Raw genomic sequence first — 26,112 nt, forward strand, 5'->3', positions numbered from 1 at the left:
TTATTGTTCAGCGATTGTGCCGCCTCAGCTGCTCGCTCACCAGCGCAGCCGAAGAAACCGTCAGCAATGTGATGCGCCGCTCGACCGCATCCGTAAGTCCGTCGGCCGACAGGACCAGGCTCAGGCTTGCCATGATCCCGAGATCCGGCGCGACGATTGGCGCCGCAATGCCGACGAGGCCAGCGTCGATCTCTCCACGGCTGATGCAAAATCCATTCTTGCGGATTCGAGTGAGATTGTCCCTGAACTCTTCGGCCGTAGCGCCCACCGGCTGGGTATCCTCAGCGACGGTTTTCAATAGCTTGCCAAGCTTTCGGCCACTCAGTTGCGCGAGGATGACCGTGGAGGTCGCGCCTTTGGTCAGAGGCATCAACCGTCCGCGCTGATAGCTGGAGCGAAAGTCCGCGGCAGACGTCGCGTCCTCGGCGATACACATGACCGTCTCATGATGAAGGCGCGCGAGCAAACCAACGCAGGGAATATGCGCCTGCCGCACCGCCTCCTGGAGAATGCCATATCCGGCGCCGATCAGTGGATCGGTCAAGCGTATCAGCCGATCGTAGATCAGGAAGGCGGCGCCGAGCCGGTAGCTCGCGCCGGCCGACGGCTCGAGGAATCCGGCCTTCACCAATTCGCGCACGGTCCGATAAGCGGTGCTTCCCGGCAGAGCCAACGATTGCGAGAGAGCCGGCACCGTCCAACTCGGCCGGGTTTCGGTGAATAGCTCAAGCACCGCCCGATATCGGCCGAACCCTGACATCCGTCAGTCCAAAATTCTCAATTATTCACAATACGCAATAGCATGAATTTCACAATTTCCATATTTTGAGATTATTGCTATGGAATGGAGTGACAGCGGCCGACCTTTCGTCGGTCGGGCAGAGGTGTCGAGGGCCCTTGGCATGCAGTTTCATCTCAACGGCTTCCGGACCGGAGACCCGGACATTCTGGATCCTTCGGACGGCTATAAATCCTCTCCCCGGTCGGACGCGCTGCCGGATGAGGTCGACGTCCTGATCGTGGGATGCGGGCCGGCCGGGTTGACGCTGGCCACGCAGATGGCCGCCTTTCCCGACATCAAGACAAGGATCGTCGAGCAGAAGTCCGGCCCACTCCAGCTCGGACAGGCGGATGGAATCGCCTGCCGGACCATGGAGATGTTTCACGCCTTCGGCATCGCCGATCGCGTCATGCGGGAGGGCTATTGGGTCAACGAGACCGTTTTCTGGAAGCCGGACGACAGCGACAGGGACAGGATCATACGCTCGGGCCGCATTGACGATGTCGAAGAGGGGCTGTCCGAATTTCCCCACATGATTCTCAACCAGGCGCGGGTGCATGATTTCTATCTGACCGTCATGCGCAATTCGCCGAACCGCTTGGAGCCGGATTACTCGCGACGGCTGGCCGGCGTTGAGATTGACCCTGCGGTGTCGAGTGCCCACGTGCCGAGCCATCCGGTGACGGTTTCGCTCGAGCGTGTCGATCCGGATCACAAGGGCCAGATCGAAAAAATCAGGGCGCGCTATGTGGTCGGCTGCGACGGCGCGCGCAGCGCGGTGCGGCAATCGCTGGGACTGGAACTCAAGGGCGACTCGGCCAATCAGGCCTGGGGCGTGATGGATGTGCTTGCCGTCACCGACTTTCCTGATATCCGTCTGAAGGCGCTGATCCAGTCCGCCAGCGAAGGCAACATCGTCCTGATCCCGCGCGAAGGCGGCTACATGGTCCGCATCTATGTGGAACTCGACGAGTTGCGGAAACACGAACGGGTCTCGAACCGCAACATCACCGTTGATCATCTGATCGCCGCGACGCAACGCATCCTCAGTCCTTATTCATTCGAGGTGAAGGAAATCGCGTGGTGGTCGGTTTACGAAATCGGACAGCGGCTTTGCGACAAGTTCGACGACGTGCCGGCCGAGCAAGTGGCATCGCGCACGCCGCGCGTCTTCATCGCGGGTGACGCCTGCCACACCCACAGCCCGAAATCCGGCCAGGGCATGAATGTATCGATGCAGGACGCGTTCAATCTCGGATGGAAACTCGCGGCGGTCTTGCGCGGACAATGCGCGCCATCGCTGTTGCACAGCTATTCTGCAGAGCGGCAGGCCATCGCCAAGGAGCTGATCGATTACGATCGCGAATGGGCGAAGATGATCAGTGCGCCGCTGAAATCGGCGGACGACCCCGACGGGACGGGCGTCGACCCGGCGGAAATACAAAACTATTTCGTCAAGCATGGCCGCTACACCGCTGGTACCGCGACGAAATACACCCAATCCGACCTCACGGGCGCCGCGACGCATCAGGCGCTCGCCACCGGACTCACCATCGGCATGCGCTTTCATTCGGCGCCCGTCATCCGTTTGGGCGACGCCAAGGCGATCGGCCTCGGCCATGTTGCCAAGGCGGACGGCCGCTGGCGCATTTATGCCTTCTGCGATCGCGGCGATCCGGCGGCGCCAACATCGCGGATCGCAGCGTTGTGCAGTTTCCTTGCGGATGGGCCGGACTCGCCGATCCGCACTTACACGCCCGCCGGACAAGACGTCGACTCGGTCATCGATCTGCGCGCGATTTTCCAGCAGGCGCATCGCGACCTCGATATCGGCGCCATGCCCGCCCTGCTGTTGCCTCGCAAGGGACGCTACGGACTTCAGGACTACGAGAAGATGTATTGCCCCGACCTGCGGTCCGGTCGTGACATCTTCGACATGCGCGGCATCGACCGCGAGCGCGGATGCATGATTGTCACGCGGCCGGATCAGTATGTCGCGGCTATCCTGCCGCTGGACGCCTTCGACGACCTTGCGCGGTTCTTCGGCGCTTTCATGACAACCAGAGACTGACCGCGTCCGTTCCCTGATCGCTTCCGTTCGCGGTGACGACGCCTTCGACCTCGTGCCGCCTCGGCGAAAGCCGGATCGGTGCGGGCTTCGCTCCTCTCACCTCCCCACGTTTCAATCGCGCGCTTCGTCGCGGCGATACCAGGGAAGGAGCTTCTTCGTGCCTCTGGTCAGCAGAAGTTCAAACAGGACGCCGACGAGCGCGAGCATCGCAACCGCGACGAACGCTTCGCTGTGCTTGAAGGTGCGGGTGTTGAAGAGAATGTAAAAGCCAAGGCCGGGGATCGCCGCATAGAACTCCGCGATCACCGCCGCGATCAGCGCGCGACCGGCGGCGAGTTTCAATCCGGCGAGAAGATAGGGGACCGAGGAAGGCAGCACGACGTCGAACAAGCGCGACCAGCCTGAACCACGGAACGAACGCGACACCTCGATATATTCCGGCGGCACCGCCTTGGCGCCGTCCGAGACGTTGATGATGATCGCGAAGACCGCGGCGAACACGACGGTGGCGAGGCGCGCGTCGCCCGTATAGCCGAAATAAAGCGTCAGCAGCGGCAGGATCGCCACCATCGGCATCGCGAACAGGCCGCTGACATAAATCTGGAGGAAACGGTCGACGACCGGCAGGCGGCCGATGGCGACGCCGATCGCCGTGCCAAGGACGATGGCAATGGCAAGCCCCTGCACGACCGCGCCGAGCGTGGCGCCCGCGGCCTGCCACAGCACCGGGTCGACGATCACGGTAGGAAATACGGCGGCGATGCGCGAGGGCCGCGCGACGAAAGCCGGCGCCCAGAGCCGGACGGCCACCTCCCAGAAAAGCAGGATCGCAAAGCCCGCCGCGATACGGGCCGCAGCCTCGGGGCTGATCCACGCACGCCAGCCCGCGGCAGGCTGCGCAGCGAGCGAAAGGTCCGGCGCGCTCATCGGCTCAGTCCCCGCCAGGCGGCGAAGTGATTTTCCACCATCCGGCCGATACCCATCAGCACGACGCCGAGGATCGTGACGATCAGGATCGAGCCGTAGAGGCCCGGCACGTCGAAGTCGCGCTCGCTCTGCATGATGAGGAGGCCGATGCCGGTGCCCGACAGGAAGAACTCGCCGGCGACAAGGCCGACGAGACCGCGGCCGATGCCCTGCCGGACGCCGGTCATGGCGTAAGGCAGCGTGTAGGGGATCATCACGTCGCGCCACACGCCCCATTCACCGGAGCGGAAGGACTGCGCGACTTCGAGCAGTTCGGGTTTTAGGCTGCGCGCGCCCTCGATCGTGTTGTAAAGGATCGGGAACACAGCGAACAGGAACACCACAAGCACCTTGGGTGCGAAACCGAAACCCATCATCGACATGATGAAGGGAATAAGCGCGACCATCGGCGTGGCATAGAGCACCGTGATGTAGCTCTCGAGCCCGACACGCAGCAGTCTGAGGCGCGCGAGCAGGAGCCCGAAGCCGATGCCGAACACAATCGCCGCGGCAAGGCCCGTGAAATAAACCAGCATCGAGCTGGAGAGCACGTTCCACAGCACGCCGGAGAGCGCGAATTCATAGATACGCGCGACCGTGGCGGTAAAGCTCGACAGGAACGAGGGCCGCGTCTGGCTCGCGGCGAATTGCCAGATTGCCGCGCCGGCAGCGAGCGAAACCGCGTAGGTGGCGAGACGATACCAGGTATCCGGCTTGGAGAACATGCGCTGTCCAGTGAAGACAGCCGCCGGGATTGCTCCCGGCGGCTGCGATGCTGCTTACTTCGCGAGTTTGACGGCCTCGTCGTAGAGCGAGGTGTCGGCAAGGCGCTCCACGGTCGTCGGCGTTCCCTTGATGTTACCGGCGCGCTTCTGGGCGCCGATGATCGCTTCGAGATTTTCCTTCGCGAGGCCCGCATTATCCTGCGGCCAGAAGCCGATCTTCACATAGTCCGGAATCGCAGCCTTGGCGTCCTCGGTGCTGCGGCCGGTCGGAGCCGCGGCCTTGGCGGCCGCCTCGACATTTTTGGGATCGCGGAGGAACCGCTCGGCCTCGATATAGGCCGCGAGCACCTTGATGAGCGTGTCGCGGTTCTCGGCGATGCTTTTCTTCGTCGCCGTCAGCGCGAGATAATGGTTCACGGGCTGGGTCTGGTTGATGTCGACGACGATACCGACTTTCTTCTTTGCTTCGCGCTCGATCGCCGGCAGCTCATCGACGTGCAGCACGCCGAGGGGTATCTGGCCCGAGACCATTGCCGCACCGACATTGGCGCTGAGCGCAACCTGGTTGGTGTCGGCCGCGCTGAGGTTGCAGGAGCGCAGCATCTGGTTCAGCGCGATCGAACGCGCGCCTCCGAGGCTGTCGACGCCCACGGCCTTGCCCTTCACGTCCTCACATTTGGTGATCGAGCCATCGAGCGAGCCCAGCTTCCAGGTCGGCCGCGGATAGCCGTAAATCAGCGCGAGATCGACGTCGGGGTTGTTGGAAATCATCGTCGCGATCAGTGGCGAAGGCGACATCGCAAGGTCGATCTGTCCCGACTGCACGGCGCGCGCAGCGGCGGCGCCGGAATCAAACGGCCGCAAACTCACCTTGAGTCCGTGCTTTTTGAAAAATCCCTGCTGCTCGGCGACGTAGGCCTGCGTGGTCACGAACACCGGCGGTATTCCCGGCAGGCCGATGGTGACGCTCTTTTCCTGCGCCAGCGCTGGCGCGCCGAGACCGGCGGCAGCAAGCGCCGCAACGGCAATGGCGATGCGATACGGGTGGTTCATCGATTCTCTCCGTTGTGCGTTCCTGTTCAGTTTCTTGTCTTGCGCAGGGCTTCAGCGCTGCAATTGAAGTTCGGCCGCGCGCGCTTCGTCCATCAGGGTTGCCCAGACATGCTCGCGCAACTCAGCAAAGCGCGGCAGCGTGAGTGTCTCGCGGTTGCGTGGAAAGGGCAGATCCACCTCGATCGTCTCGAAGACGCTCGCTGGGCGACCTTTCAGCACCACCACGCGGTGGCCCATGAGCACCGCCTCCTCAATGGAGTGTGTCACGAACACCATGCATGTCGGACGCATCTGCCAGATGCGCAGCAGCTCGAACTGAAGAATCTCGCGCGTCTGCGCGTCGACCGCGGCGAACGGCTCGTCCATCAGCAGGACGCTGGGCTCGATCGCGAGCGCGCGGGCAAGGCCGCAGCGCTGCTGCATGCCGCCGGAGAGCTGGTAGGGATAGGCGTTCTCGAATCCGGCGAGGCCGACGAGCTTGACGAAGCGGGGCACGCTCTCGCGGATCTGCGCCTTCGATGCGCCGGCGAGCCGCAGGCCATAAGCGACATTGTTGAAAACGGTCTTCCACGGAAACAGGCCAAACTGCTGGAAGACCATCGCGACGCCGGGGAGCGGCGCGGTGACTTCCGTGCCCGAGATGTCGACCTTTCCGGACGACGGCGGGATCAGCCCGTCGATGCAGCGGAGCAGTGTGGTTTTGCCGCAACCGGATGGGCCGACGATCGCAACGATCTCGCGATCACCGATCTCCATATTGATGTCGCGAAAAACCTCGAGCCCGCCGTAACGCTTGCCGAGACCGGAGACCCGGATGCGCGCGCCGCCACTCGTGGGCGCGCTCGCGGGTTTCGTCCCGCCCATTGCAATGCTTGCCGCTACATTCACCGTGTTGCTCCGCTGCCTTGGCACGCGAGAGCACCTTGCGTCCCCAGCATTGGCGAGACGTGCGTCTGGGCGGGCTGCACGTAGGCGACGCGCCGCTGTCCGGCCATAACGTTCCTCCCTGGGTTTGGTACGTCGGGTTTGCCCGATTTGTTGACACGCATGTTGACCCATCGGCTTGAGCGGATCAATGCCATTGGAGTGTCCACAATCGTGCAACCGAAGGTACGGTGCGTAGATCGTCATCCACGGTCAAAAAGTGGGCAGGCGGCTCGCGAGTCAGTTCTCCGGTCCGGCGTATTTTCCGGCTGTCTCCGGAAACAGCGCCTTGACAATCTTGAAGCGCGAGATATCGGCGGTCGAATCCGAGTGCAGGAAGATTGCCGCATCGCGAAACAGTTTCTCGATGCCGACTTCGAGCATCGCGCCGTTGCCGCCGTGCAGTTCCATGGCGTGCTGGCAGACCTTCAGGATTTCCTCGGACGCGAACACCTTGGTCATGTTGCAGAGCGGATCGGCATCCGGCGCCTTGTCGCTGACCGCCTGCGCGGTGCGCGCCAGCAGCGAACGAACCGCCTCGATCCGGATCGCCATGTCGGCCAGCCGCCAGGCGACGGCCTGATGCTTGATCAGGATCCGGCCGCCCTGAACGTAGTTCTGGACATAGTCCGCCGTGCGTTCGTAGGCGGCCACACCGACGCCAAGATTCTTCGCGGCCTGAATGATCTTGCCCGGGTGGAAATAGACCCCCGCCTTCTGCATGGCGTCGTTCTCGGCCAGCACATGGTCGGCGGGGACACGACAGTCCTCGAACACGATCTCGCCGTTGTTCATGAACCGGCCGCCCATCGTCTCGTTGCAGCGTGCGACGGTGAGCCCGGGCGCATCACGCGGCACGATGAACGAAGACGTACCCTGAAGAATGCCGGCCTTTGGATTCGTGTTTGCGTAGACGACATAGAGGCCGGCGTCGAAGCCGTTGGAGATGAATTGCTTGCGGCCGTTGATGACCCATTCGTCGCCGCGCTTCTCGGCCCGGGTTTGCATGGCGGCTTCCGGAACATTGTAGGGAAGCCAGCGATCCGAGGCGCCGCGCGGCTCGGTCAGGCAGTGGGCGAAGAGCATCTGCGGCTCATCAATGAGGCGCCCGAACCAATGCTCCTGCAAATGACGAGGTGCGAGGTGACGCAGCAACACGGAGATCTTCCAGTTCTGCACCAGCTTGTCGGCGAGACCGCAGTCGCCGCGCGCAATCTCCTCGGCGATGATTGCGAAGGTCTGCACCTCGGTCTTGGGGTCGAGCTCCATGCCGCCGAACTCCTCGGGGATTCCGAGCGTTCGGATGCCGACCTTGTCCGCGGCCTCGAGGATTTCGCGGGGCAGGCGTTCGCCGGCGTTCATGTCCCACTCGCGCCGCCAGTTGTCGCGGATGAAAGGCGTGATGACCTCGTCGGCGAAGGCGCGGCAGGAGTCGCGCATCATGCGCTGTTCTTCTGAAAGCTGGTATGGCATGGCGTGCAGTCCTCCCGCAGCGGATTAGACCACCGCCCCGCCCGCCTTGCGACTCCAATTGATCGCGCAACCGGGCTCATGCGGGTTGCGTGCCGGGAGAACCTCAGACGGCGGAGACGATCAACCGGACCATCGAGATGCAGCGACTGCCTGGCGCGCTACGGACATCTACGACAGCGCGGCAGGCGAATATTTCGCATTGTCGAATTCGTCAGGTTCCGGTCGTGACAGCGCCGAGCTGCCGCGCAAGCCAATCAGCGCTTTGCGGCCGCCAGCGGTGCGGCCGATTATTGGCAATGTGGTTGCCGTCTTCGACCAGATTGAAAACGACTTCACCGCTTGCGTCGCGCGACAGACGTTCGGCATGCTGCCAGGGGATCACCCGGTCGCGCTTGCCGGAGACGATATAGAGTGGACAGGTAATGTTCTGCGCCACGCCTTCGAGCGACAACGTCGCCGCGTGCTGGCGCGCTTCGTCCATCGTCTCGCATTTGGCCCGCACCCGAAAGGTGTCGCGGGTCAGTTCGGGCATCGTATCCCAGCATTCCACGAGATTGTAGGGACCGGCGAGTGAGATGCAGGCCTTTGCGCGCTTCTCGAACGCCGCGGCGCGCGCCGCATAATAGCCGCCCATGCTGACGCCCCACAAAGCCGCACGATCGACATCGATATCCTTGCGGCCTTGCAGCCAGTCGAACACCGCCTTGACCGGGGCCTCGTAGTCGCCGCGGATCGCGAAGTCATACTCGCCCTCCCCTTGCCCGGGGCCATCGAACACCAGGGTCGCAATGCCCCGCGCCAGGAACGGCTGCTCATAAGCGTCGGTCTCCTCCTTGGCCGAATCGAGACCGACGACCATCACCAGAACCGGCGGCTTTGCGATGCCGGCGGGCTTGCGGAGAATGCCGTAGAGCTGCTTGCCCTCATACGGAATGCCGACGCGCTCGCCGGGCGGGCGCAGATACGGCAGCGCTTCGCTGCGGCAAGCCACCGCCTTCATATGGGCGGCTTTCATTTGCGGCAGGTCATGCACGAACAGGAATTTCGCGAAATGATAATAGACCGCCGCACGATTGAGGTGCTCGCCGGCGCTGATGAAATTACGCTCCGCCAGCGCGATACGTCCCATGTCCTCGTGGTCCGCGGCGCGCGCAGACCAGGCGGCGCACCAGTCCTCCCATGATCTGAGACTTCCGGTGATCTCTTCAAAGTCCGCGAGCGCGACGCCGTTGGAGACGAACCGCGCACCCCAATGCGCCATGGCGGACGTGACCAGATCATCCTTTACGCTTGCGTGTTTCGCCATGTGCGTCGCTCTAACTTTCGATTTCAGGTAAGATGGGAAGTGCGGGACCTCGTTTTCGCCTCTACCACAAGCCTGTGTCTAGATTTTTTCTTCGGGGAAGGCCGCGGCGTCACGGCAAGAAGCGCGGCGCGCTTGATACCGAAAGGCCATTGGCAATAGACAAGCAAAGGCCCCATCACGCGATCATGGTACGGCAGACTTCTGCCAAGGAAATAATGGATGAAGTCGGTTCCGCAGCTCGTTGCCGAAATCGGTGCACGCTACGCCGATCTGATCGACCTGGATTATCCTCGTTTCTCGGATGGCGAGATGGCGCGGCGCGATGGCCTGTTGGCCAGCATCATCGCAGCGCACAATCTGGATGCGTTGATCGCGGCGGAAGCGATGCGTGCCGGCACCGCAACCGGATGGATCACCGGCTGGCCGGTTACGGCCGAAGCGGTGACGCTGATGGTCCCCGGTGCCCCGCGCCGGATGTTCATTCAGCACTTCAACCATCTGCCACTGGCAAAGCGGCTCGCACATGACACCGAAGTGCTGTGGGGCGAAGCCGGAGCGCTCAGGCTGGCGGCCAGCGCCGTGCAGCAGGCCAAGGCCGGAAAAGCGCGGGTCGGGATCATCGGCAGAATTCCGGTCGCCCAGGCTGAGATGCTTTCGGGGATGTTCGACTTGGTCGACATGAATCGGGCCTATACGCAGGTCCGGCTCGTGAAGTCCGATGAAGAGCTGCGATGGCTGGAACTTGCGGCGGACCTCACTGACGTCGCGGTCACCGCGCTGGCCGAAGGCGCTAAACCCGGAATGAGCGAGCGCGAACTCCAGGCTATCGTGCAGACCCCGTACCTTCCCTTTGGCGCGACCAATTTCATCCACTATTTCCATACCGCCTCGATGGCGGCGTCCGATGCGGCTGTGCCCCGGCAATATCCGTCCGGACGAAAGCTTTGTAGCGGCGATGTGATGTCCACCGAACTCAGCGTCGATTACTGGGGCTATACCGGACAGGTGCTTCGAACGTTCTTCATCGGCGAGCAGCCGAGCGCGCTCTATCGCGACCTGCACGCTGTCGCTGATGCCGTGCTCGACGCTATCCTTGAGCGGATGCGACCGCGAGTCCACGTTCGCGATCTTGTGGCCGCATCGCAGCTGATCGAACAGTCCGGCTTCACGATTATAGACGACCTCATCCATGGATATGGCGGAGGCTATCTTCCCCCCGTGCTCGGGTCGCAAAGCCGGCCGGCCGCCGGCGATATCCCTGACATGACCCTGTCGCGCGGCATGGCGCTGGTGGTCCAGCCGAACGTCGTCACCCGGGACTGGAAGGCCGGCGTGCAGACCGGCAACCTCGTCGTCGTGACCGAAACCGGGGTGCGCTCGCTGCAGAAATTCCCGCGAGGGTTTCACATCATCAGTTAGCGGCCACTCGTGTTTTCCGGACATTGTTGCGATCGGCAGTCGCAGGCGAAACAAACTACTTGAAATCTGAATATTTCAGTTGTGAAATGATCCCGTCGGGTCAGGGATGGGGTCATGGGCTTCGAGGTCAAGCGTTCCGTATTCGAGGAGGAGCACGAGGCGTTTCGCCGCAGCGTTCGCGGTTTTCTGGAGAGCGAGGTCGCACCCCACTATTCCCAATGGGAAGACGATGGCTTCACGCCACGCGAGATCTGGCGGCGTGCGGGCGAGGTCGGGCTCCTTGGCACAAGTGTGCCGGAAGAATTTGGCGGAGCAGGGGGCGACTTCAAATTCGACGCGATCGTCCTCGAGGAGCTCGGCCGGCTCAATCTGGCTGCACCCGCTTGGGACATGCATGCCTATATCGTCGCGCCGTTTCTCACCCATTTCGGCACCGACCAGCAGAAGCAATACTGGCTGCCGCGCATGGTGCAGGGCGAGACGATCTCTGCGATCGGGCTCACCGAGCCCAATTCCGGCAGTGATCTCGCCGGCATCCGCACTCAGGCCAGACGCGATGGCAATGGCTATCGCATCAACGGGTCGAAGATTTTCATCACCAACGGCATCATCGCCGATCTCGTATTGCTGGCGGTCAAGACGGAGCCCGGGCTCGGAGCCCAGGGGGTGTCGCTATTCCTGGTCGATACCACGACGCCGGGCTTTCGCCGTGGCCGCAAACTGAAAAAGGTCGGCAATCACGCGCAGGATACCGCGGAGTTGTTCTTCGACGACATGCATGTCCCGGCCGATGCGTTACTCGGCGGAGAGGAGAATAAGGGCTGGAAACAGCTGATGCACGGGCTGGCGCAGGAGCGCATGGTGGTCGCTGTGCGCTCGATGGCGATGGCACGTTCGGCGTTCGAGACGACACTCGAGCATGTGCGCAACCGTGTCGCCTTTGGCAAGCCGATCGTCAGCTTCCAGAACACGCGCTTCAAACTGGCGGAGCTGGAAACCGATATCGACGTCGGACAGCCCTTTGTCGACCTGTGCATCGCGAGCCTGGCTGACGGCAGCCTCTCGCCGGAAATGGCGGCGAAAGCGAAGCTATGGACCACCGAACTCGTCGATCGCGTGCTCGACGAATGCGTCCAGCTTCATGGCGGCTACGGTTACATGTGGGAATACCCCGTGGCGCGGGCCTGGGCCGACGCGCGTGTGCACCGGATCTATGCCGGCACCAACGAGGTGATGAAGCAGATCATCAGCCGCAATTATGTGGATCGCGAGCGGCAAGGCTGATGAACGCAGCGAGCCAGCCCACGTCGATGCCTTTAACTCCGACGACATTGGGCGAGAGCTTCGCCGCTGCCGCAACGCTCCGTAATGACCGGCCTTTCCTGGCCGATGGCGAATTGCGCCTCAACGGTACGCACGCCCTGGAAACATCCACACGTCTGGCGGGCGCGCTTCAGGCGCACGGCCTTGCCTCCGGCGAAAAGGTCGTGTTCCTCAGCCGCCCGAGCGTGCTGCACACACTTGCCTGGTTCTCCGCAATCCGGCTCGGCGCAATCGCGACAAACCTCCATCTCCTCGAATCGCCTGATCGGATGGCGGAGACCATCGTCTGGCTCGAAGCGAGGCTGGTGCTGTTCGATGAGGAGTTCTCCGCGCTGGCGCAAGCTCTATCCCAAACCTTGCCGGATGTTCGCTTCGCGCCGCTCGTCGACTTTAATCATTCAAGCGCGGCGCCGACCAGAGATCTCGATCGCGGCAGCCCAGACGATCCTGTTGCCATCGTGCTGTCGTCCGGCTCAACCGGCCGCCCGAAAGGCGTCATGCACAGCCATGCCTCGACCCTCGGCTCCGTTCAAGCCGGGCGCGATGTCTATCGCGGGATCGATAGCGACGATTCCGTCCTTGTCTGCATTGGCACTTCGTTCGGGGGCTGGTGCAATACGGTCATCCCGTTCGTCTGTCTCGGCACGCGGCTGGTGTTCCAGCGCCGCTTCGAGCCGCAGGCGTTCCTCAAAGGACTAGCCGACGAGCGAATAACCATCGCGCCGCTGGTACCGACCATGTGGCGCATGGTGCTGGCCGCCGAGCCGGAGCGCTACAATTTGTCCAGCGTAAGACTCGCCTTCATGTCCGGCGAAATGGCGAGCCGCAGCGATGTCGAGCAGATCCGCAAACGGATCACGGACAAGGTCCGCGCAGCCTATTTGTCCACCGAAGGCGCCTGTGGCTGCGGCATCGTCGCCGACGAGGACGCATTCGCGATGCAGGATCGTCCTGTCGGCCGTCCGCTTTCCGGCGTTGATGTGCGCGTTGTCGCGACGAATGGCAGCAATGATCGAACGCTGCCGGCTGGAGAGACCGGCGAGATCATGCTGTCTGGCCCGTCGCTTGCTTGTGGTTACTGGAAGGATCCGGAACGCACGGCGCAACGGTTTCGGGATGGATGGTGGCGAAGCGGCGACACCGGCTATCTGACCGAAGATGGCGGCGTCGTGCTGGTCGGGCGCACCGATCACGTCATCAATTCAGGCGGCGTGAAAATCCAGGCGGAGGAGATCGAGGCCGCGCTCATGAGCCATCCGGACATCCGCCAGGCCGCCGTCATCGGCGTTCCGGATCCGAAATGGGGCCAGCGCGCGGAGGCTTTTGTCGTGGTTGGCGACAGCGGTCTCGACGTGCAGGCGGTCGAAACATGGCGCCAGGATTCCCAGGTTTCGTCGATGCGCTTTCTGAAGGCGATCCACATCGTCGAACGGCTGCCGACCGGTCCAACCGGCAAACTCTATCGTCCCGCCCTGCTCGCTCCGTAACAGGACATGGCATGACCAAAGCGCTGGCAAAAAAGATCGGAGAGCCCCGACTTCGTGAGCGCGAGCCGGCGTGGCTCGCGCCCGAGAATCAGAAGCTCGACCTGCAATTGTGGGTTCGCCTGCTTGCCTGCGGTCACGCCGCCGAGCAACGCGTCAAGAACAGGATCAAGGAAACGTTCGGCATCAACCAGACCCAGTTCAATCTGCTCTCGCAGCTTGACCGTGCGCCCGAAGGGATCCGCATGGGAGAAGTCGCACGCCGCACCGTCGTCACCGGCTCCAATGTGACCGCGGTCGTTGACGATCTCGAGCAGCGCGGAATGGTGAAGCGGCAGGCCGCGGAGGGTGACCGTCGCGCCACCGTCATCACTCTTACGGAAGGCGGCCGCAAAGCATTCGCTCAGATGGCGCCAATTCATGCCGACTGGATTGAGGAGATTTTTGCGGAAATGCCGAAGCGAGAGAAGCGCGAACTGATCCAGCAACTCGACGGGCTGAAGTCCGCGATGCGCGCAACACTGAGCACTAGCCTCTAGGATTGTCTGAAACCGAAGGTATCAAAAAGGAGAGTGGGATGAAGAGATACACGACGTCCGCGATTGCACTGGCCGCGGCCCTGTTCGCCGCGCAGCCCGCATTGTCTCAGGAGATCAAGGTCGGGCTGTCCGGCACGTTCACGGGAGGTAACGCCACCAACGGAATCCCCTATCGTAACGCTGCCGAAGTGTTTCCGAAGACGCTGGGCGGCGTGCCGGTACGCTGGATCCTTCTAGACGATGCAACAGACCCGACCACCGCGGTCAAGAATGCCCGCAAGTTCGTGGACGAGGACAAGGTCGACATCATCCTCGGGTCGACATCGACCATCACCGCCACGGCGATGAGCGACGTCGCCGTTGAGTCGAAGACCCCGCAGATCGGCCTCTCGCCGATGCAGATCCCGGAGGCGAAGCTTCCCTGGGTGTTCAACCTGCCCCATCCGGTGCCGGTCATGGTGTCCGCGATCATCGAGGACATGAAGAAGAACAAGATGAAGACGGTCGCCTTCATCGGCTTTGCCGACGGCTGGGGCGATCTGAACTGGAATGCGCTGAATCAGGTTGCCAAGAAGGAAGGCATCAACATTGTGGCTTCGGAGCGCTACAACCGCACCGACACGTCGGTCACCGCCCCGGTCCTCAAGCTGATGGCGAGTTCGCCCGATGCGGTGTTCGTCGGTGCATCCGGCACGGCCGCGGTCCTGCCGCACGTCACGCTGAAGGATCAAGGCTATAACGGCCGCATCTATCACACACACGGCACGGTCACGAAGGCATTCATCGACGCCGGCGGCAAAGCTGTCGAGGACGCGCGCATGCCAACGGGACCGGTCGTTGCTGCAGCCGATCTCGCCGACGATAATCCGATCAAGAAGGTCTCGCTCGACTTCATCCAGAAATATGAAGGCAAGTGGGGCAAGGGCTCGGCCAGTCCGATTGCCGGCTATGCGTGGGATGCGATGCTGCTGGTCGATGCCGCTGCCGCCGAAGCCGTCAAGCAGGCCAAGCCGGGTACGCCCGAGTTTCGTGTGGCTTTGCGCGATGCCCTGCAATCGGGCAAGGAAGTCGTCGGCACCAACGCGATCTATCGCTACACGCCGACCGATCACTACGGCGTGGATGAGCGTGCCCGCGTCATGATCATGGTGAAGGACGGCGCTTTCCGTTTGGCGAAGTAGTTCCGTCAAGATCAGCAGGCTGCCGCTTCGGCGGCAGCCAACTTCCTTCGGTAGCCGCCTGTCGCCATGAACACGACCATCGGATTGCTTCTGCTTCAGGACGGCCTCACCACAGGCTTCATCTACGCGCTGCTGGCGCTGTCGATACTCCTGGTCTTTCTCGTCACACGCGTACTCTGGGTGCCGGCAGGCGATTTCCTCGTATTCGGGGCGTTGACGCTAGCGCTTTTGCAGCAAGGCCAGGTGCCCGGAACCGTATGGCTGTGCGGGGCACTCGGGGTTACCACTGCGGCCGTCGAAACCTGGCGCTCTCGGCACTCGGGCGATTGGCGAAGCTGGACCATGGTGGTCAGCATCTCACTCGGCACACCGTTGATCGTCGGCGGTGCCGTATTATTGACCGCTGCTTCCAAACCGATCCTGCCGGTGCAGATCTTCTTCACGCTCGCGCTGATCGTGCCGATGGGCTTCATGCTCTATCGCGTGGCGTTCAAGCAGCTTGCTGACAGATCGATCCTGACGCTGATGTTCGCTGCCATCGCCGTCCATTACGCGCTGGTGGGGCTCGGTCTTGTATTCTTTGGTTCGGAAGGGTTCCGGACGCCACCCTTCATCCCGGGCCGCATCGACGCCGGCTTCACCCGGATCTCATGGCAGTTGATGCTGGTGGTCGCGACCTCGGCCATCATCATGGTCGCGCTGTGGCTGTTCATGGGTCGCACCCTGTGGGGACAGGCGCTGCGCGCAGCCGCGGTCAACCGGTTTGGCGCGCGGCTCGTCGGCATCCGGACCGAGACTGCCGGCGCTCTCGCCTTCACCCTGGCGGCGCTGATCGGCGCCTTCTCGGGAATACTGATCGGGCCGGTGACCACGCTTTACTACGACTCCGGCTTTCTGATCGGACTGAAGGGTTTCGTCGGCACCGTCGTCGCCGGCATGGTGAGCTTTCCACTTGCGGTCTTCGGTGCGATCGTGGTCGGTCTGGTCGAGAGCTTCTCGTCCTTTTACGCATCCGCCTATAAGGAAGCGATCGTCTTCGCGCTGCTGATCCCCTTCCTGTTGTGGCGCTCGGCCGTCGAGCCGCGCGGCCACGAAACCCACGAGCACGACGAATGAGCGCGCACCGGATTTTCGTCGGCGCGCTGGTTGCCATTTTCGCCCTCGCCCCGTTCGTTCTCTCGATCCGAATAATCTCGCCGCTGACCTATATCGGCCTCGCGGTCCTGGTGGGTGTCGGACTGGTGGTTCTGACCGGTGTGGCGCGCATGACCTCGTTCGGTCAGGCGGCCTTCTGCGGACTGGCGGCATACACCACCGCATTGCTGACGACCCAGTACGGCTGGGCGCCGGTTGCAGCCCTGCCGGTCAGCCTGCTCGTCACCGCATTCGTCGCGCTGATGCTCGGCCTCCTCACTGTTCGCCTGGCGGGCCATTACCTCGTGCTGGGAACGCTGGTCTGGGCGATCGGGCTATTCTACCTGTTCGGCAACGTCCCGGGACTCGGCGGCTTCAACGGCATTTCCGGGCTACCGCCAATTTCGCTGTTTGGACTGTCGATCACCACCCCGTTCGACTTCTATATCGTGATCTGGACCCTGGTGGCGCTGAGCTTTCTCGCCGCAACCAATCTACTGAACAGCCGCACAGGACGCGCGATCCGCAGCCTGCCGACCGAAGTCATGGCCGAAAGCTTCGGCGTTCCCACAGGTCCGCTGCGGATCAAGGTGTTCGTGTTTGCCGCGTTGCTTGCAGGCATCAGCGGATGGCTGCATGCGCACTACATCCGCATCGTCAATCCGAGTCCGTTCAGCGTCAATGCCTCGATCGACTATCTCTTCATGGTGGTCATCGGTGGCGTTGGGCAGCTCGGCGGCGCACTGATCGGTCCGATCGTATTCGAAGCCGCACGCAGCTGGCTGCGCGAAACGCTTCCGGTGCTGTTCGGACGAGCCGGCGGCTATGAAGTCGCGGTGTTTGGGATTCTGGTCGTGGTGATGCTGCAAACAGCGGGCGGTGGCCTGATGTCGTTCATCGCGCGCTGGCTGCCGGCGCCTCCGCCGCTGCGCGCGCCGCCGAAGGCTGCGCCACTCGCCCGCCGGCAGCTCCCGGCCCGTGGCGAGCGCCTGCTTTCGGCGCAGGATATCTCCAAGAACTTCGGCGGTCTCGCGGCGGTGCAGAACGTATCCTTCGAGATGCGTGCCGGAGAAATTCTCGCACTGATCGGCCCGAATGGCGCCGGCAAGAGCACGATCTTCAATCTGCTGACCGGCCTCCTTCCGCTCAACGGCGGCGAGGTCCACTTTGGCGACCGTCGCATCGACATTCTACCGCCGCGGCTGATTGCCGGACTCGGCGTGGCCCGGACCTTCCAGCACGTTGTAATGCAGTCGAAGATGAGCGTGCTGGAGAATGTCGCACTTGGTGCGTATCTGCGCGGTCGATTGGGCTTCCTCGCAGCTGTCACGCGGCTCGACCGGCAGGAAGAAGCGCGTCTCCTGTATGAAGCGCAATCTCAGCTCGAGCGCGTCGGAATCGCAGACTGCGCCACCTTGCCCGCTGGCAGCCTCGCTCTCGGTCAGCAGCGGCTGCTCGAGATCGCGCGCGGCCTCGCGGCGGACCCGCAGGTCCTGCTGCTGGACGAGCCGGCCGCCGGGCTTCGGTTCGGGGAGAAGCAGAAGCTTGCAACCCTGCTGCAGCAATTGCGCGCGGAAGGACTATCTATCCTGCTGGTCGAGCACGATATGGATTTCGTCATGAACCTGGTTGACCGGGTGGTGGTGGTCGACTTCGGCGTGAAGATTGCGGAAGGCACGCCGGAGCAAATTCGCAATGATCCGCGCGTGATCGAGGCCTATCTTGGCGGTATCGACGATGACAAGCCGCTGCGAACACGGCGAGCCGAAGGGGCCGCGCTATGAGCGCACTGCTCGAAGCGAACGGGATCTCGGTTTCGTACGGCAAGATCGAAGCCGTGCGCGATGTCAGCTTGAGGTTGGATGCGGGGCAGATCGTCACCGTGATCGGTCCGAACGGCGCCGGAAAATCAAGTCTGCTGAAAGCGCTGATCGGCGCCTTGCCCTATGGCGGCGACGTTGTTTTCGCCGGCCGTAACAGCAATCAGCGTACGCTCGAAGACCGGGTGGATTCCGGTCTGTTTCTGGTGCCGGAGGAGCGTGCGCTATTCGCCGAGCTCACGGTCGAAGAAAATCTCGCGCTCGGTGCGTTCAGCCGCAGGCGCGAAGGTGCAGCGGTGCTCGCGGAAGCGCGCGAAGACATCTACGCGCTGTTTCCGCGGCTGAAAGAGCGGCATCGTCAGCTCGCAGGCACGTTGTCGGGCGGAGAGCGCCAGATGCTGGCGCTCGGCCGCGCCCTGATCGGCAGACCAAAGCTTTTGATGCTGGACGAACCCTCTCTTGGCCTGGCGCCGCGCATTGTGCGCGACATCTTCCGAACCATCGTCGGGCTCGGTGAACGCGGCGTGTCGCTGCTGGTGGTCGAGCAAAACGCCAGGGCAGCCATGCAGATCGCCGATTATTGCTACGTGATGGAGCAGGGCCGCATCGCACTTGAAGGCCCGCCTGCGGACCTGGAATCCGACAAGCGCATCGTCACCAGTTATCTTGGCGGCAGCCCTGCTTGAAACATGGCGCTCCTGAGGCAATCCGGCCCCCTTGTCACTGTTGCGATCTCGCGAATGCGGGGGACGTTTACCGATACGGCGCATCCCGCTGACACCATGCTGCGCTGCACTTTGCAAAATGTGGTGGCCGATGTATAAATCGGCCATGCTTGTTCGGACTGCAATATCCGCATTGTTTGGCTTAATGGCGTTTCTACTGGTCGCGCTCGCGGCGACCGGTGCAACTGCCCATGGCAGTGCGCCGCATGCACATGCCGCCACGCATGCAGGCGATAGCGCCAAGTCTGTAGCCCCGGCGGTCGTTCTCCCGGCGGAAATGCGGGCCAAAGTTCCAATGCCGGCCGATCATCAGACCGACAGAGATTGCGGCGATCGTGGCTGTTGCGGCGCCGGGCATTGCTCTGGCTGCACGACCGCGCTTGCGCCTGCGTCGTGGACCTCCCTGAGTCTCTCGAAATATTTGATCTTGCCGAGCCCGGATGCGGCCCTGCCCGCAAGCCTCGCGCGGGAAGGCCCACCGCGACCGCCTAAATCCTTCGCCTGAACGTCGTGACTCGCGTCTCGTGACGCGGGCCGTCCGCCTGATGGGCGGGCGGCTTGATTTCGTTCATGCGAAGGACTGGCCTCCATGTTCCGCAACATTCTGCCGGCATTTGCCGCCGCCGGATTCATCCTGACCTTCGGCGCTACCGCCGCTCCTGCGCACGAGGGCCACGACCATGGTCCCGAAGCGCCCGCCGCTCCTGCGAGCGTCGCCCCGCGCGGCGAGGCGCATTCGGAGCGCTTTGAGATTGTCGCGGTAGCGCAAGGCAAGACGCTTGCGATCTATCTCGACGACTATAAGACCAACGCCCCGATCGAGCAGGCCGCGATCGAGGTCGAGACGCCGTCGGGCCCGGCAGCTGCAAAATCGCTCGGCAATGGCGTCTACAGTCTGGATGCGCCTTTCCTGGAGAAGGGTGGCCACGTCGAGCTGATCATCACCGTCGCAGCAAGCGGCGATCCTGACATTCTGCCTGTGACAATTGAGATCCCCGCCTCAAACGGCGCTTCCGGCGACGGTGTGTCCCCGAAGAACGGCGGGGCGACGCTGCTCGCATCGCTGTCACAATCGCCTCTGGCGATGGGTTTGGCCGGCTTCGCCCTCGGCGCCGTGCTTGTCAGTCTGATCCGCAGATTGCGGCCCGTAAGTGCCGCTGTCATCGTCGTTCTGTTCGGGCTCGGCGACGCGCTCGCGCACGAAGGCCATGATAACGGAGCGGACAAAGCGCCGGCGGCGACCAGTGACCAGCGCGCACAGCGCCAGCCTGATGGCGCCATCTTCGTACCGAAGCCGATCCAGCGCATCTTCGGTGTGCGTACCATCGAGACAGAAAACGGCCGCTTCGCGCGCACGGTCGAGTTGCCTGGCCGCATCATCCCCGATCCCAACACGAGCGGCTATGTGCAGACCGCCGTCGGCGGCGTGCTGTCGCCCCCGCCCGGCGGCTTTCCGCGGCTCGGCACACAAGTGAAGGAAGGCGACGTTCTCGCCTATGTCACGCCGCCGATTGCGGCGATCGACGTCTCCGACATGCGCCAGAGACAGGGCGAGCTCGATCAGCAGATCGCCATCGTGCAGCGCCGGCTGGCGCGGCAGGAATCGCTGGTGACCAGTGGCGCGGTCGCCCTTACATTGAAGGAAGAGACAAGACTCGAACTGGAGGGGCTGAAGGACCGCAGAGCGGCGCTCGACAGGATCAGAAACGAGCCGGTACCCCTGATCGCACCCGTCACCGGCATCATCGCCGAGGGAACACCGATCACCGGACAGATCGCGCAGAGCAATGCGGTGGTCTTCCACATTATAACACCCGGAAAATTGTGGGTCGAAGCGCTGAGCTTTGATCCTGTCGCAGGCACCGGCCGTGCTTCCGCCAAGATCGGGAACGGCAAATCTTTGAAGCTGACGTTCCGAGGCTCCGGCCTTGCCGACCGCAGCCAGTCGATCCCGGTGCATTTCTCCGTTGACGAGGGCGGCAAGGGCTTGCGCGCCGGGCAGTTCGTGACGGTGTTCGCCGAAACCGGCGACGAGCGATCAGGAATTGCGGCTCCGCGCACCGCCGTGATCCGCGCCGCCAACGGTCAGGATTTCGTGTTCGAACACACGACGGCAGAGCGATTCGAGCCGCGCCCGGTACGGATCGAGCCGCTCGATGCGGAACGCGTATTGATCGCGGCGGGCATCGATCCGGGCAAGCGGATCGTAGTGCAAGGCGCCGAACTGCTCGACCATGTGCGCTGAGGGACGAACCGATGTTTACCCTCTTCGTCACCCAATCGCTGCGCAACCGGATGCTGGTGCTCGCGCTGAGTGCGGCGCTGATGGCCTTCGGCGGCTATGCCGTCACCAAGCTCCCGGTCGACGTCTTTCCAGATCTGAACAAGCAGGTCGTCACCATCATGACCGAGGCGGACGGCCTTGCGCCGCCCGAGGTCGAGCAACTCGTCACCTTCCCGATCGAAACGCAGATGAATGGCGTTCCCGGCGTTGCGCGTGTGCGCTCGGTCTCCGGAGTGGGTCTGTCGTTCGTCTATGTCGAGTTCGAGTGGTCCGCCGGCGACATCTATCGCAACCGCCAGCTTGTGTCCGAGCGGCTCAACCTGATGCGCGAGCAATTGCCGGCCAATGTCACGCCCATGATGGGGCCGATCGGCTCGATTATGGGGCAGATCCTGATGGTCGCCGTGACGAGCGACCGCGCGACGCCGATGGAACTGCGGGAGGCGGCCGACTTCACCATCCGGCCGCGGCTGCTCAGTATCCCGGGCGTCGCGCAGGTCATCCCGATCGGAGGCGAGGTCCGGCAATATCGTGTATCGCCGCAACCGCCAGCGCTCCGCGCCCTCGGCATCAATTATGAGCAGATCGAGAAAGCGCTTGCGTCCTTCGGTACCAATGCCGGCGGCGGCTTTACCGATCTCAATTCGCGTGAATATCTGATCCGCAATATCGGACGCACCACCAGTCTAAACGATCTCCGCAACCTGGTCGTTGCGAAGGTCGAGGGCAAACCGGTGTTTCTGCATCAGGTCGGGACTGTCGAATTCGCCGCTCGCACCAAGCGCGGCGACGGCGGCTATATGGGCGCTCCGGCGGTGCTGGTATCGGTCGAGAAGCAGCCGAATGTCGATACCGTAACGCTGACACGCAAGCTCGAAGAGGCCCTGAAGGAACTCAGCGCCGCGCTGCCGCACAACATCAAGGCGGACCAGATCGTGTTCCGCCAGGCGAACTTCATCGAGACCTCGATCGGCAACGTACAGACGGTGCTGCTCGAAGCTTTCCTGGTAGTCGCCGTGGTGCTGTTCCTGTTCCTGATGAACTGGCGAACCACAGCGATCTCGCTCACAGCGATTCCGGCTTCGATCTTGATCACGGCCGTGGTGTTTTACTTCGCCGGACTCTCGATCAACACGATGACCCTCGGCGGAATCGCAATTGCGATCGGCGAACTCGTGGACGACGCCGTAGTCGACGTCGAGAACATCTTCCGCCGGTTGCGCGAGAACCGTGCGCTCGGCAATCCACGATCCGTCTTCGACGTTGTGGTGAGCGCATCGCAGGAAGTCCGATCCGGCATCGTCTACGCCACGATGATCATCGTGCTGGTGTTTGTGCCGCTGTTCGCATTGTCGGGCATCGAGGGCCGGCTGTTTACCCCGCTCGGCGTTGCCTACATCGTGTCGATCCTGGCAAGCCTGCTGGTCTCGATCACGCTGACGCCGGTCATGGCCTATTACATGCTGCCCGGCCTGAAGCGGCTCGACGCTCACGAAAGCTGGCTGGTGCGCCTGCTAAAGCGCTTCTACGCAGCGGCTTTGCCGCGCGCCTACGACAATGCGGGACTGATCGTCGGCGCCACCCTGATCATGGTTGTCACCGCAGCGGCTGCGGCACTGACGCTGCCGCGCTCGTTCCTGCCCCCCTTCAACGAGGGCACGTTTAATATCCTGGTCCAGTTCAACCCGGGGGTCTCGCTGGCCGAATCCAACCGTGTCGGCACCATCGCCGAACAGCTCATCATGCAGGTGCCGGAGGTAAAGTGGGTCGGCCGCCGCACTGGCCGTGCCGAACTCGACGAGCACGCGGAGGGCGTCCATGTCAACGAAATGGAGGTCGACCTCAATCCCTCGGCGCGTGCCAAGACGGAGATTGTGGCCGATATCCGCAGCAGACTCGCCGTATTGCCCTTGTCGGTGAATGTTGGGCAGCCGATCGCGCACAGGCTCGACCACATGCTCACCGGCATCCGCTCCGAGATTGCGCTGAAGATCTTCGGCGATGACCTCGACACGATGAGGAGCAAGGCCGAAGAGTTGCGGACCAGGCTCGCCACCATCCCCGGACTGACCGACGTTCAGGTCGAGAAGCAGGTCCGTATCCCGCAGCTGGAAATCAGGGTCGATTACGGCCGAGCCGCACTCTATGGCGTGCAGCCCGCCGCCGTGATCGAGCAGCTCAGCCGCCTGTCGAACGGCCGCGTGGTGTCGCGCGTGATCGACGGCTATCGCCGCTTCGACGTTGTGATGCGGCTGCCGGAGAACATACGCACGACGCAAGGCCTGAGCGATCTGCTGATCGAAACGCCGTCGGGCTGGATCCCCGCGCGGCAGATTGCCGAAGTCAAGGAGACCACCGGTCCAAACCAGATTCTTCGCGAGAACGGGCGGCGCCGCCTGGTGGTGCTTGCAAATTCCGACGGCCGCGCCGACATGGCGAATCTCATCGAGCAAATCCGCCCGGTACTTGCGGACACCAAAATGCCGGAAGGCACATTCGCCAGTCTGGAAGGCACGTTCCAGGCGCAGGAACAGGCGGCGCGCACCATCGGTCTGCTTTCAATGGTATCGCTCCTTCTGATCTTCGCGATCCTCTACAGCCGCTACAAATCGAGCGTGCTGGCGCTGATCGTTATCGGTAGCGTGCCGCTGGCGTTGATCGGTTCGGTGGCGGCGCTGTGGCTTGTCGGTCAACCGCTCTCGGTCGCGAGCATGATCGGTTTCATCACGCTGACCGGGATCACGGCTCGCAACGGCATCCTGAAGATCAGCCACATCATCAATCTGCATCTGCACGAGGACATGCCCTGGGGCCGCGAACTCGTCACGCGCGGCTGCCTTGAGCGCATGACGCCGGTGCTGATGACGGCTCTTTCGGCCGGTGTTGCGCTCGTCCCGCTGATGATCGATCCGGCGAGCCCCGGAAAGGAAATCCTGCATCCGGTGGCGGTGACGATCTTCGGCGGGCTGATCAGCGCCACGCTGCTCGACGCCTTCGTGACGCCGCTTCTGATGCTCGCGTTCGGCCGCAACGCGGTCGAGCGGCTGAAAGCGGCACCCAACACTGAACATCCGGCGCCAGATGCGGCGCCATCCACATCGACCTACTGAGAGGGAGACTGAAGATGAAAGCGGTTGTCGTGGCGATTCTTGCGCTGCTGAGTGCTGGTATTGCGTCTGCGCATGACGGTAAGGGGAAGCACGGCGGTCAGGTCGCCGACGCGGGGGATTACCATGTCGAACTCGTTACCAATGGTGGCATCATCGACGTCTATGTCACCGATCACGATGACAAACCGATCAAGATCGCGGGCTACACGGGCCTCGCGATTCTCTCGGCCGGGGGCAAAAGTCAGCGCATCGTGCTGGAGCTGGGAGACGGAAAGCTGACCGGCAAGGCAGGCGGTGCGCTTCCTCAGCAACCGAAGGGCGTCGTGCAGATCACCGCGCCGAACGGCAAGACCGTGTCGGCGAAATTCTAGTGCGAACCTCAGGAGGCGCAGCGCCTTGAATCATCAGGTTGCGAGCAGAATGCGCTCCACCAAGCCGGCAATCTGCAGAAGCCGTCGATCCTCGTTCCGGTGGCCCATCAGCATGAGTCCCACCGGCGCCTCCCCAGGGGCCTGGCAAGGGAGCGAGATCGCACACCGGTCGAGCATGTTGGCAATCGTTGGATTGCGCAGCATCAACAGGTTCATCCGCCCGTAGGCCTCGTCGGTTGCAAGTTCGTCGAGCGTCGGCGCGATCTTCGGGACGGTCGGCATGATCACGGCATCGAAGCCTTTGGTGTTCGCGTCACACCTGGCGATCAGGTCGGCTCTTGCGCGCTGCACCTCGCGATAGTCGGCATCGGTCTGCGCTTCGCCCTTGAGGATGCGAACGAGGACGCGAGGGTCATACGCGTCGCCACGCGATTCAAGCCAACGACGATGATAGAGATAGGCCTCTCGCGCGGCGAGGCCGCCTTTGGCATTGATGACCGGAATGTCGGCAAGCGCTGGCAACTCGGACGTCACGATCGTCACACCCGCCGCTGCTAGCCGTCGAAGCGCACGATCAAAGGCCGTCGCGGTCGGTTTGTCGATATCGTCGAGCACATAGGCCGACGGAACGGCGAACGTCAGCGACGACAGATCCACCGACGACGGGACGAGCGGCTGTCCGCTGATCACCTCGTCGACCGCCGCACAACATGCCACGGAGCGTCCGATGCTGCCGATCGAGTCGAGCGACGTCGACAGCGGCATCGCTCCGTCTGACGGGACGCGCGACGCGGTCGGCTTGAACCCGACCAGGCCGCACAGCGCTGCCGGGATGCGGCACGAACCGCCGGTATCGGTGCCCAGCGCGACCGTCGCCATGCCGTCGCTGACGGAGACAGCCGCGCCGGATGACGAGCCACCGGGAATCCGCCGGCTCTTACGATCGTATGGATTGAGCGGCGTGCCGTAATGCGGATTGATGCCAAGGCCGGAGAAGGCAAATTCGGTCATGTTGGTGCGGCCGACCGGAATGAAGCCGGCGGACTTCAGCCGCGCGACGGCTACGGCATCGCGCACCGCCGGCGCGGCATCTTTGAGCAGCTTCGACCCAGAGGTCGTCACCTCGCCTGCAACATCGAACAGATCCTTGATGCTGACGGTGACACCTGCATACCGCGGCAGCGCTGTCCCGTGCCGCGCCGCGCGGTCGTAGGCCGCTGCGTCGGTCACTGCGGCCTCGTAAACCTTGAGGAAAGCCCGGCTTCCCTCTCCCGACCGGTCCGCGATCCGCTCGAGCTGTTCCCGGACCCCGGCTTCGCGATGGCCGCCGTCCGTGAAGCTCTGCAACACCCCGTGGACGGTGGCGCTCAGGTCCAAAACACCAGTCCGGTCCGTCGCATCCACATGCATCGCCGTCTCCCTC

The 26,112-nt window shown here is 62.9% G+C and carries 20 protein-coding genes and 1 pseudogene; 12 read left to right on the forward strand and 9 right to left on the reverse strand.

What is annotated here, in order from left to right; all coding sequences use genetic code 11:
* Positions 1-7: 7 nt before the first annotated feature.
* Both AC5I5I_RS08645 and AC5I5I_RS08650 read right to left on the reverse strand, forming a co-directional pair.
* A complete protein-coding gene (locus AC5I5I_RS08645) occupies positions 8-544 on the reverse strand; it encodes an IclR family transcriptional regulator domain-containing protein (RefSeq protein WP_495972565.1) in 537 nt (178 codons plus the stop codon).
* 75 nt (positions 545-619) lie between these two features.
* Positions 620-760, reverse strand: a pseudogene (locus AC5I5I_RS08650) (helix-turn-helix domain-containing protein); the annotation flags it as partial.
* Positions 761-902: 142 nt separating this feature from the next.
* On the opposite strand from AC5I5I_RS08650, the gene AC5I5I_RS08655 reads away from it, so the two are divergent.
* A complete protein-coding gene (locus AC5I5I_RS08655; RefSeq protein ID WP_495971929.1) occupies positions 903-2,852 on the forward strand; it encodes an FAD-binding monooxygenase in 1,950 nt (649 codons plus the stop codon).
* A gap of 111 nt (positions 2,853-2,963) precedes the next feature.
* On the opposite strand, the gene AC5I5I_RS08660 is transcribed toward AC5I5I_RS08655, so the two are convergent.
* The 6 genes from AC5I5I_RS08660 to AC5I5I_RS08685 all read right to left on the reverse strand — a co-directional run bounded on the left by AC5I5I_RS08660 (position 2,964) and on the right by AC5I5I_RS08685 (position 9,299).
* Entirely contained in the window at positions 2,964-3,779 is an 816-nt protein-coding gene (locus tag AC5I5I_RS08660; RefSeq protein ID WP_495971931.1) for an ABC transporter permease, read from the reverse strand.
* Entirely contained in the window at positions 3,776-4,543 is a 768-nt protein-coding gene (locus tag AC5I5I_RS08665) for an ABC transporter permease (RefSeq protein ID WP_495971933.1), read from the reverse strand. Before AC5I5I_RS08665 ends, AC5I5I_RS08660 begins: the two co-directional genes overlap by 4 nt.
* Before the next feature lie 54 nt (positions 4,544-4,597).
* On the reverse strand, positions 4,598-5,596 hold the full coding sequence (locus tag AC5I5I_RS08670; protein ID WP_495971935.1) for an ABC transporter substrate-binding protein: 999 nt from the start codon (positions 5,594-5,596) through the stop codon (positions 4,598-4,600).
* Positions 5,597-5,647: 51 nt separating this feature from the next.
* On the reverse strand, positions 5,648-6,352 hold the full coding sequence (locus tag AC5I5I_RS08675) for an ABC transporter ATP-binding protein (protein WP_495971937.1): 705 nt from the start codon (positions 6,350-6,352) through the stop codon (positions 5,648-5,650).
* A 408-nt stretch (positions 6,353-6,760) separates the two neighbouring features.
* Complete coding sequence (locus AC5I5I_RS08680) at positions 6,761-7,993, reverse strand: acyl-CoA dehydrogenase family protein (protein ID WP_495971939.1); 1,233 nt, start codon at positions 7,991-7,993, stop codon at positions 6,761-6,763.
* Positions 7,994-8,204: 211 nt separating this feature from the next.
* Entirely contained in the window at positions 8,205-9,299 is a 1,095-nt protein-coding gene (locus AC5I5I_RS08685) for an alpha/beta hydrolase family protein (protein WP_495971941.1), read from the reverse strand.
* Positions 9,300-9,518: 219 nt separating this feature from the next.
* Here AC5I5I_RS08685 and AC5I5I_RS08690 point away from each other — a divergent pair, with 219 nt between their 5' ends.
* The 11 genes from AC5I5I_RS08690 to AC5I5I_RS08740 all read left to right on the forward strand — a co-directional run bounded on the left by AC5I5I_RS08690 (position 9,519) and on the right by AC5I5I_RS08740 (position 24,689).
* Positions 9,519-10,718, forward strand: coding sequence for a M24 family metallopeptidase (locus AC5I5I_RS08690; RefSeq protein WP_495971943.1), 1,200 nt, complete (start codon positions 9,519-9,521; stop codon positions 10,716-10,718).
* A 114-nt stretch (positions 10,719-10,832) separates the two neighbouring features.
* A complete protein-coding gene (locus AC5I5I_RS08695; protein ID WP_495971945.1) occupies positions 10,833-12,002 on the forward strand; it encodes an acyl-CoA dehydrogenase family protein in 1,170 nt (389 codons plus the stop codon).
* Positions 12,002-13,528 carry a class I adenylate-forming enzyme family protein gene (locus AC5I5I_RS08700; protein WP_495971947.1) on the forward strand — a complete coding sequence of 509 codons (1,527 nt, stop codon included), beginning with the start codon at positions 12,002-12,004 and terminating at the stop codon, positions 13,526-13,528. Before AC5I5I_RS08695 ends, AC5I5I_RS08700 begins: the two co-directional genes overlap by 1 nt.
* 11 nt (positions 13,529-13,539) lie before the next feature.
* Positions 13,540-14,064, forward strand: a complete 525-nt coding sequence (locus AC5I5I_RS08705; RefSeq protein WP_495971949.1) for a MarR family winged helix-turn-helix transcriptional regulator — start codon at positions 13,540-13,542, stop codon at positions 14,062-14,064.
* Positions 14,065-14,102: 38 nt separating this feature from the next.
* Positions 14,103-15,245 (forward strand): ABC transporter substrate-binding protein, encoded by a 1,143-nt coding sequence (locus AC5I5I_RS08710; RefSeq protein ID WP_495971951.1) that lies wholly within the window; start codon positions 14,103-14,105, stop codon positions 15,243-15,245.
* A gap of 66 nt (positions 15,246-15,311) precedes the next feature.
* A complete protein-coding gene (locus tag AC5I5I_RS08715) occupies positions 15,312-16,361 on the forward strand; it encodes a branched-chain amino acid ABC transporter permease (RefSeq protein WP_495971953.1) in 1,050 nt (349 codons plus the stop codon).
* Positions 16,358-18,163, forward strand: a complete 1,806-nt coding sequence (locus AC5I5I_RS08720) for a branched-chain amino acid ABC transporter ATP-binding protein/permease (RefSeq protein ID WP_495971955.1) — start codon at positions 16,358-16,360, stop codon at positions 18,161-18,163. Before AC5I5I_RS08715 ends, AC5I5I_RS08720 begins: the two co-directional genes overlap by 4 nt.
* The gene (locus AC5I5I_RS08725; RefSeq protein WP_495971957.1) at positions 18,160-18,885 is read left to right on the forward strand and encodes an ABC transporter ATP-binding protein; all 726 of its coding nucleotides are present in this window, start codon (positions 18,160-18,162) and stop codon (positions 18,883-18,885) included. Before AC5I5I_RS08720 ends, AC5I5I_RS08725 begins: the two co-directional genes overlap by 4 nt.
* A gap of 628 nt (positions 18,886-19,513) precedes the next feature.
* Complete coding sequence (locus AC5I5I_RS08730; protein ID WP_495971959.1) at positions 19,514-21,169, forward strand: efflux RND transporter periplasmic adaptor subunit; 1,656 nt, start codon at positions 19,514-19,516, stop codon at positions 21,167-21,169.
* Positions 21,170-21,180: 11 nt separating this feature from the next.
* Positions 21,181-24,318 carry an efflux RND transporter permease subunit gene (locus AC5I5I_RS08735; RefSeq protein WP_495971961.1) on the forward strand — a complete coding sequence of 1,046 codons (3,138 nt, stop codon included), beginning with the start codon at positions 21,181-21,183 and terminating at the stop codon, positions 24,316-24,318.
* Between the two features lie 14 nt (positions 24,319-24,332).
* Entirely contained in the window at positions 24,333-24,689 is a 357-nt protein-coding gene (locus AC5I5I_RS08740) for a hypothetical protein (RefSeq protein ID WP_495971963.1), read from the forward strand.
* 33 nt (positions 24,690-24,722) lie between these two features.
* Here AC5I5I_RS08740 and AC5I5I_RS08745 read toward each other — a convergent pair whose 3' ends face one another.
* A complete protein-coding gene (locus AC5I5I_RS08745; protein WP_495971965.1) occupies positions 24,723-26,066 on the reverse strand; it encodes an amidase in 1,344 nt (447 codons plus the stop codon).
* Positions 26,067-26,112 lie beyond the last annotated feature (46 nt).

The sequence above is a fragment of the Pseudorhodoplanes sp. genome (genome assembly GCF_059499825.1).

Coding starts and splice junctions, on each gene's coding strand:
- AC5I5I_RS08705 (WP_495971949.1), top strand. CDS start 13,540: ATGACCAAAGCGCTGGCAAAAAAGATCGGAGAGCCCCGACTTCGTGAG.
- AC5I5I_RS08695 (WP_495971945.1), top strand. CDS start 10,833: ATGGGCTTCGAGGTCAAGCGTTCCGTATTCGAGGAGGAGCACGAGGCG.
- AC5I5I_RS08730 (WP_495971959.1), top strand. CDS start 19,514: ATGTTCCGCAACATTCTGCCGGCATTTGCCGCCGCCGGATTCATCCTG.
- AC5I5I_RS08670 (WP_495971935.1), bottom strand. CDS start 5,596: ATGAACCACCCGTATCGCATCGCCATTGCCGTTGCGGCGCTTGCTGCC.
- AC5I5I_RS08700 (WP_495971947.1), top strand. CDS start 12,002: ATGAACGCAGCGAGCCAGCCCACGTCGATGCCTTTAACTCCGACGACA.
- AC5I5I_RS08715 (WP_495971953.1), top strand. CDS start 15,312: ATGAACACGACCATCGGATTGCTTCTGCTTCAGGACGGCCTCACCACA.
- AC5I5I_RS08665 (WP_495971933.1), bottom strand. CDS start 4,543: ATGTTCTCCAAGCCGGATACCTGGTATCGTCTCGCCACCTACGCGGTT.
- AC5I5I_RS08710 (WP_495971951.1), top strand. CDS start 14,103: ATGAAGAGATACACGACGTCCGCGATTGCACTGGCCGCGGCCCTGTTC.
- AC5I5I_RS08655 (WP_495971929.1), top strand. CDS start 903: ATGCAGTTTCATCTCAACGGCTTCCGGACCGGAGACCCGGACATTCTG.
- AC5I5I_RS08725 (WP_495971957.1), top strand. CDS start 18,160: ATGAGCGCACTGCTCGAAGCGAACGGGATCTCGGTTTCGTACGGCAAG.
- AC5I5I_RS08680 (WP_495971939.1), bottom strand. CDS start 7,993: ATGCCATACCAGCTTTCAGAAGAACAGCGCATGATGCGCGACTCCTGC.
- AC5I5I_RS08735 (WP_495971961.1), top strand. CDS start 21,181: ATGTTTACCCTCTTCGTCACCCAATCGCTGCGCAACCGGATGCTGGTG.
- AC5I5I_RS08740 (WP_495971963.1), top strand. CDS start 24,333: ATGAAAGCGGTTGTCGTGGCGATTCTTGCGCTGCTGAGTGCTGGTATT.
- AC5I5I_RS08720 (WP_495971955.1), top strand. CDS start 16,358: ATGAGCGCGCACCGGATTTTCGTCGGCGCGCTGGTTGCCATTTTCGCC.
- AC5I5I_RS08675 (WP_495971937.1), bottom strand. CDS start 6,352: ATGGAGATCGGTGATCGCGAGATCGTTGCGATCGTCGGCCCATCCGGT.
- AC5I5I_RS08690 (WP_495971943.1), top strand. CDS start 9,519: ATGAAGTCGGTTCCGCAGCTCGTTGCCGAAATCGGTGCACGCTACGCC.
- AC5I5I_RS08685 (WP_495971941.1), bottom strand. CDS start 9,299: ATGGCGAAACACGCAAGCGTAAAGGATGATCTGGTCACGTCCGCCATG.
- AC5I5I_RS08660 (WP_495971931.1), bottom strand. CDS start 3,779: ATGAGCGCGCCGGACCTTTCGCTCGCTGCGCAGCCTGCCGCGGGCTGG.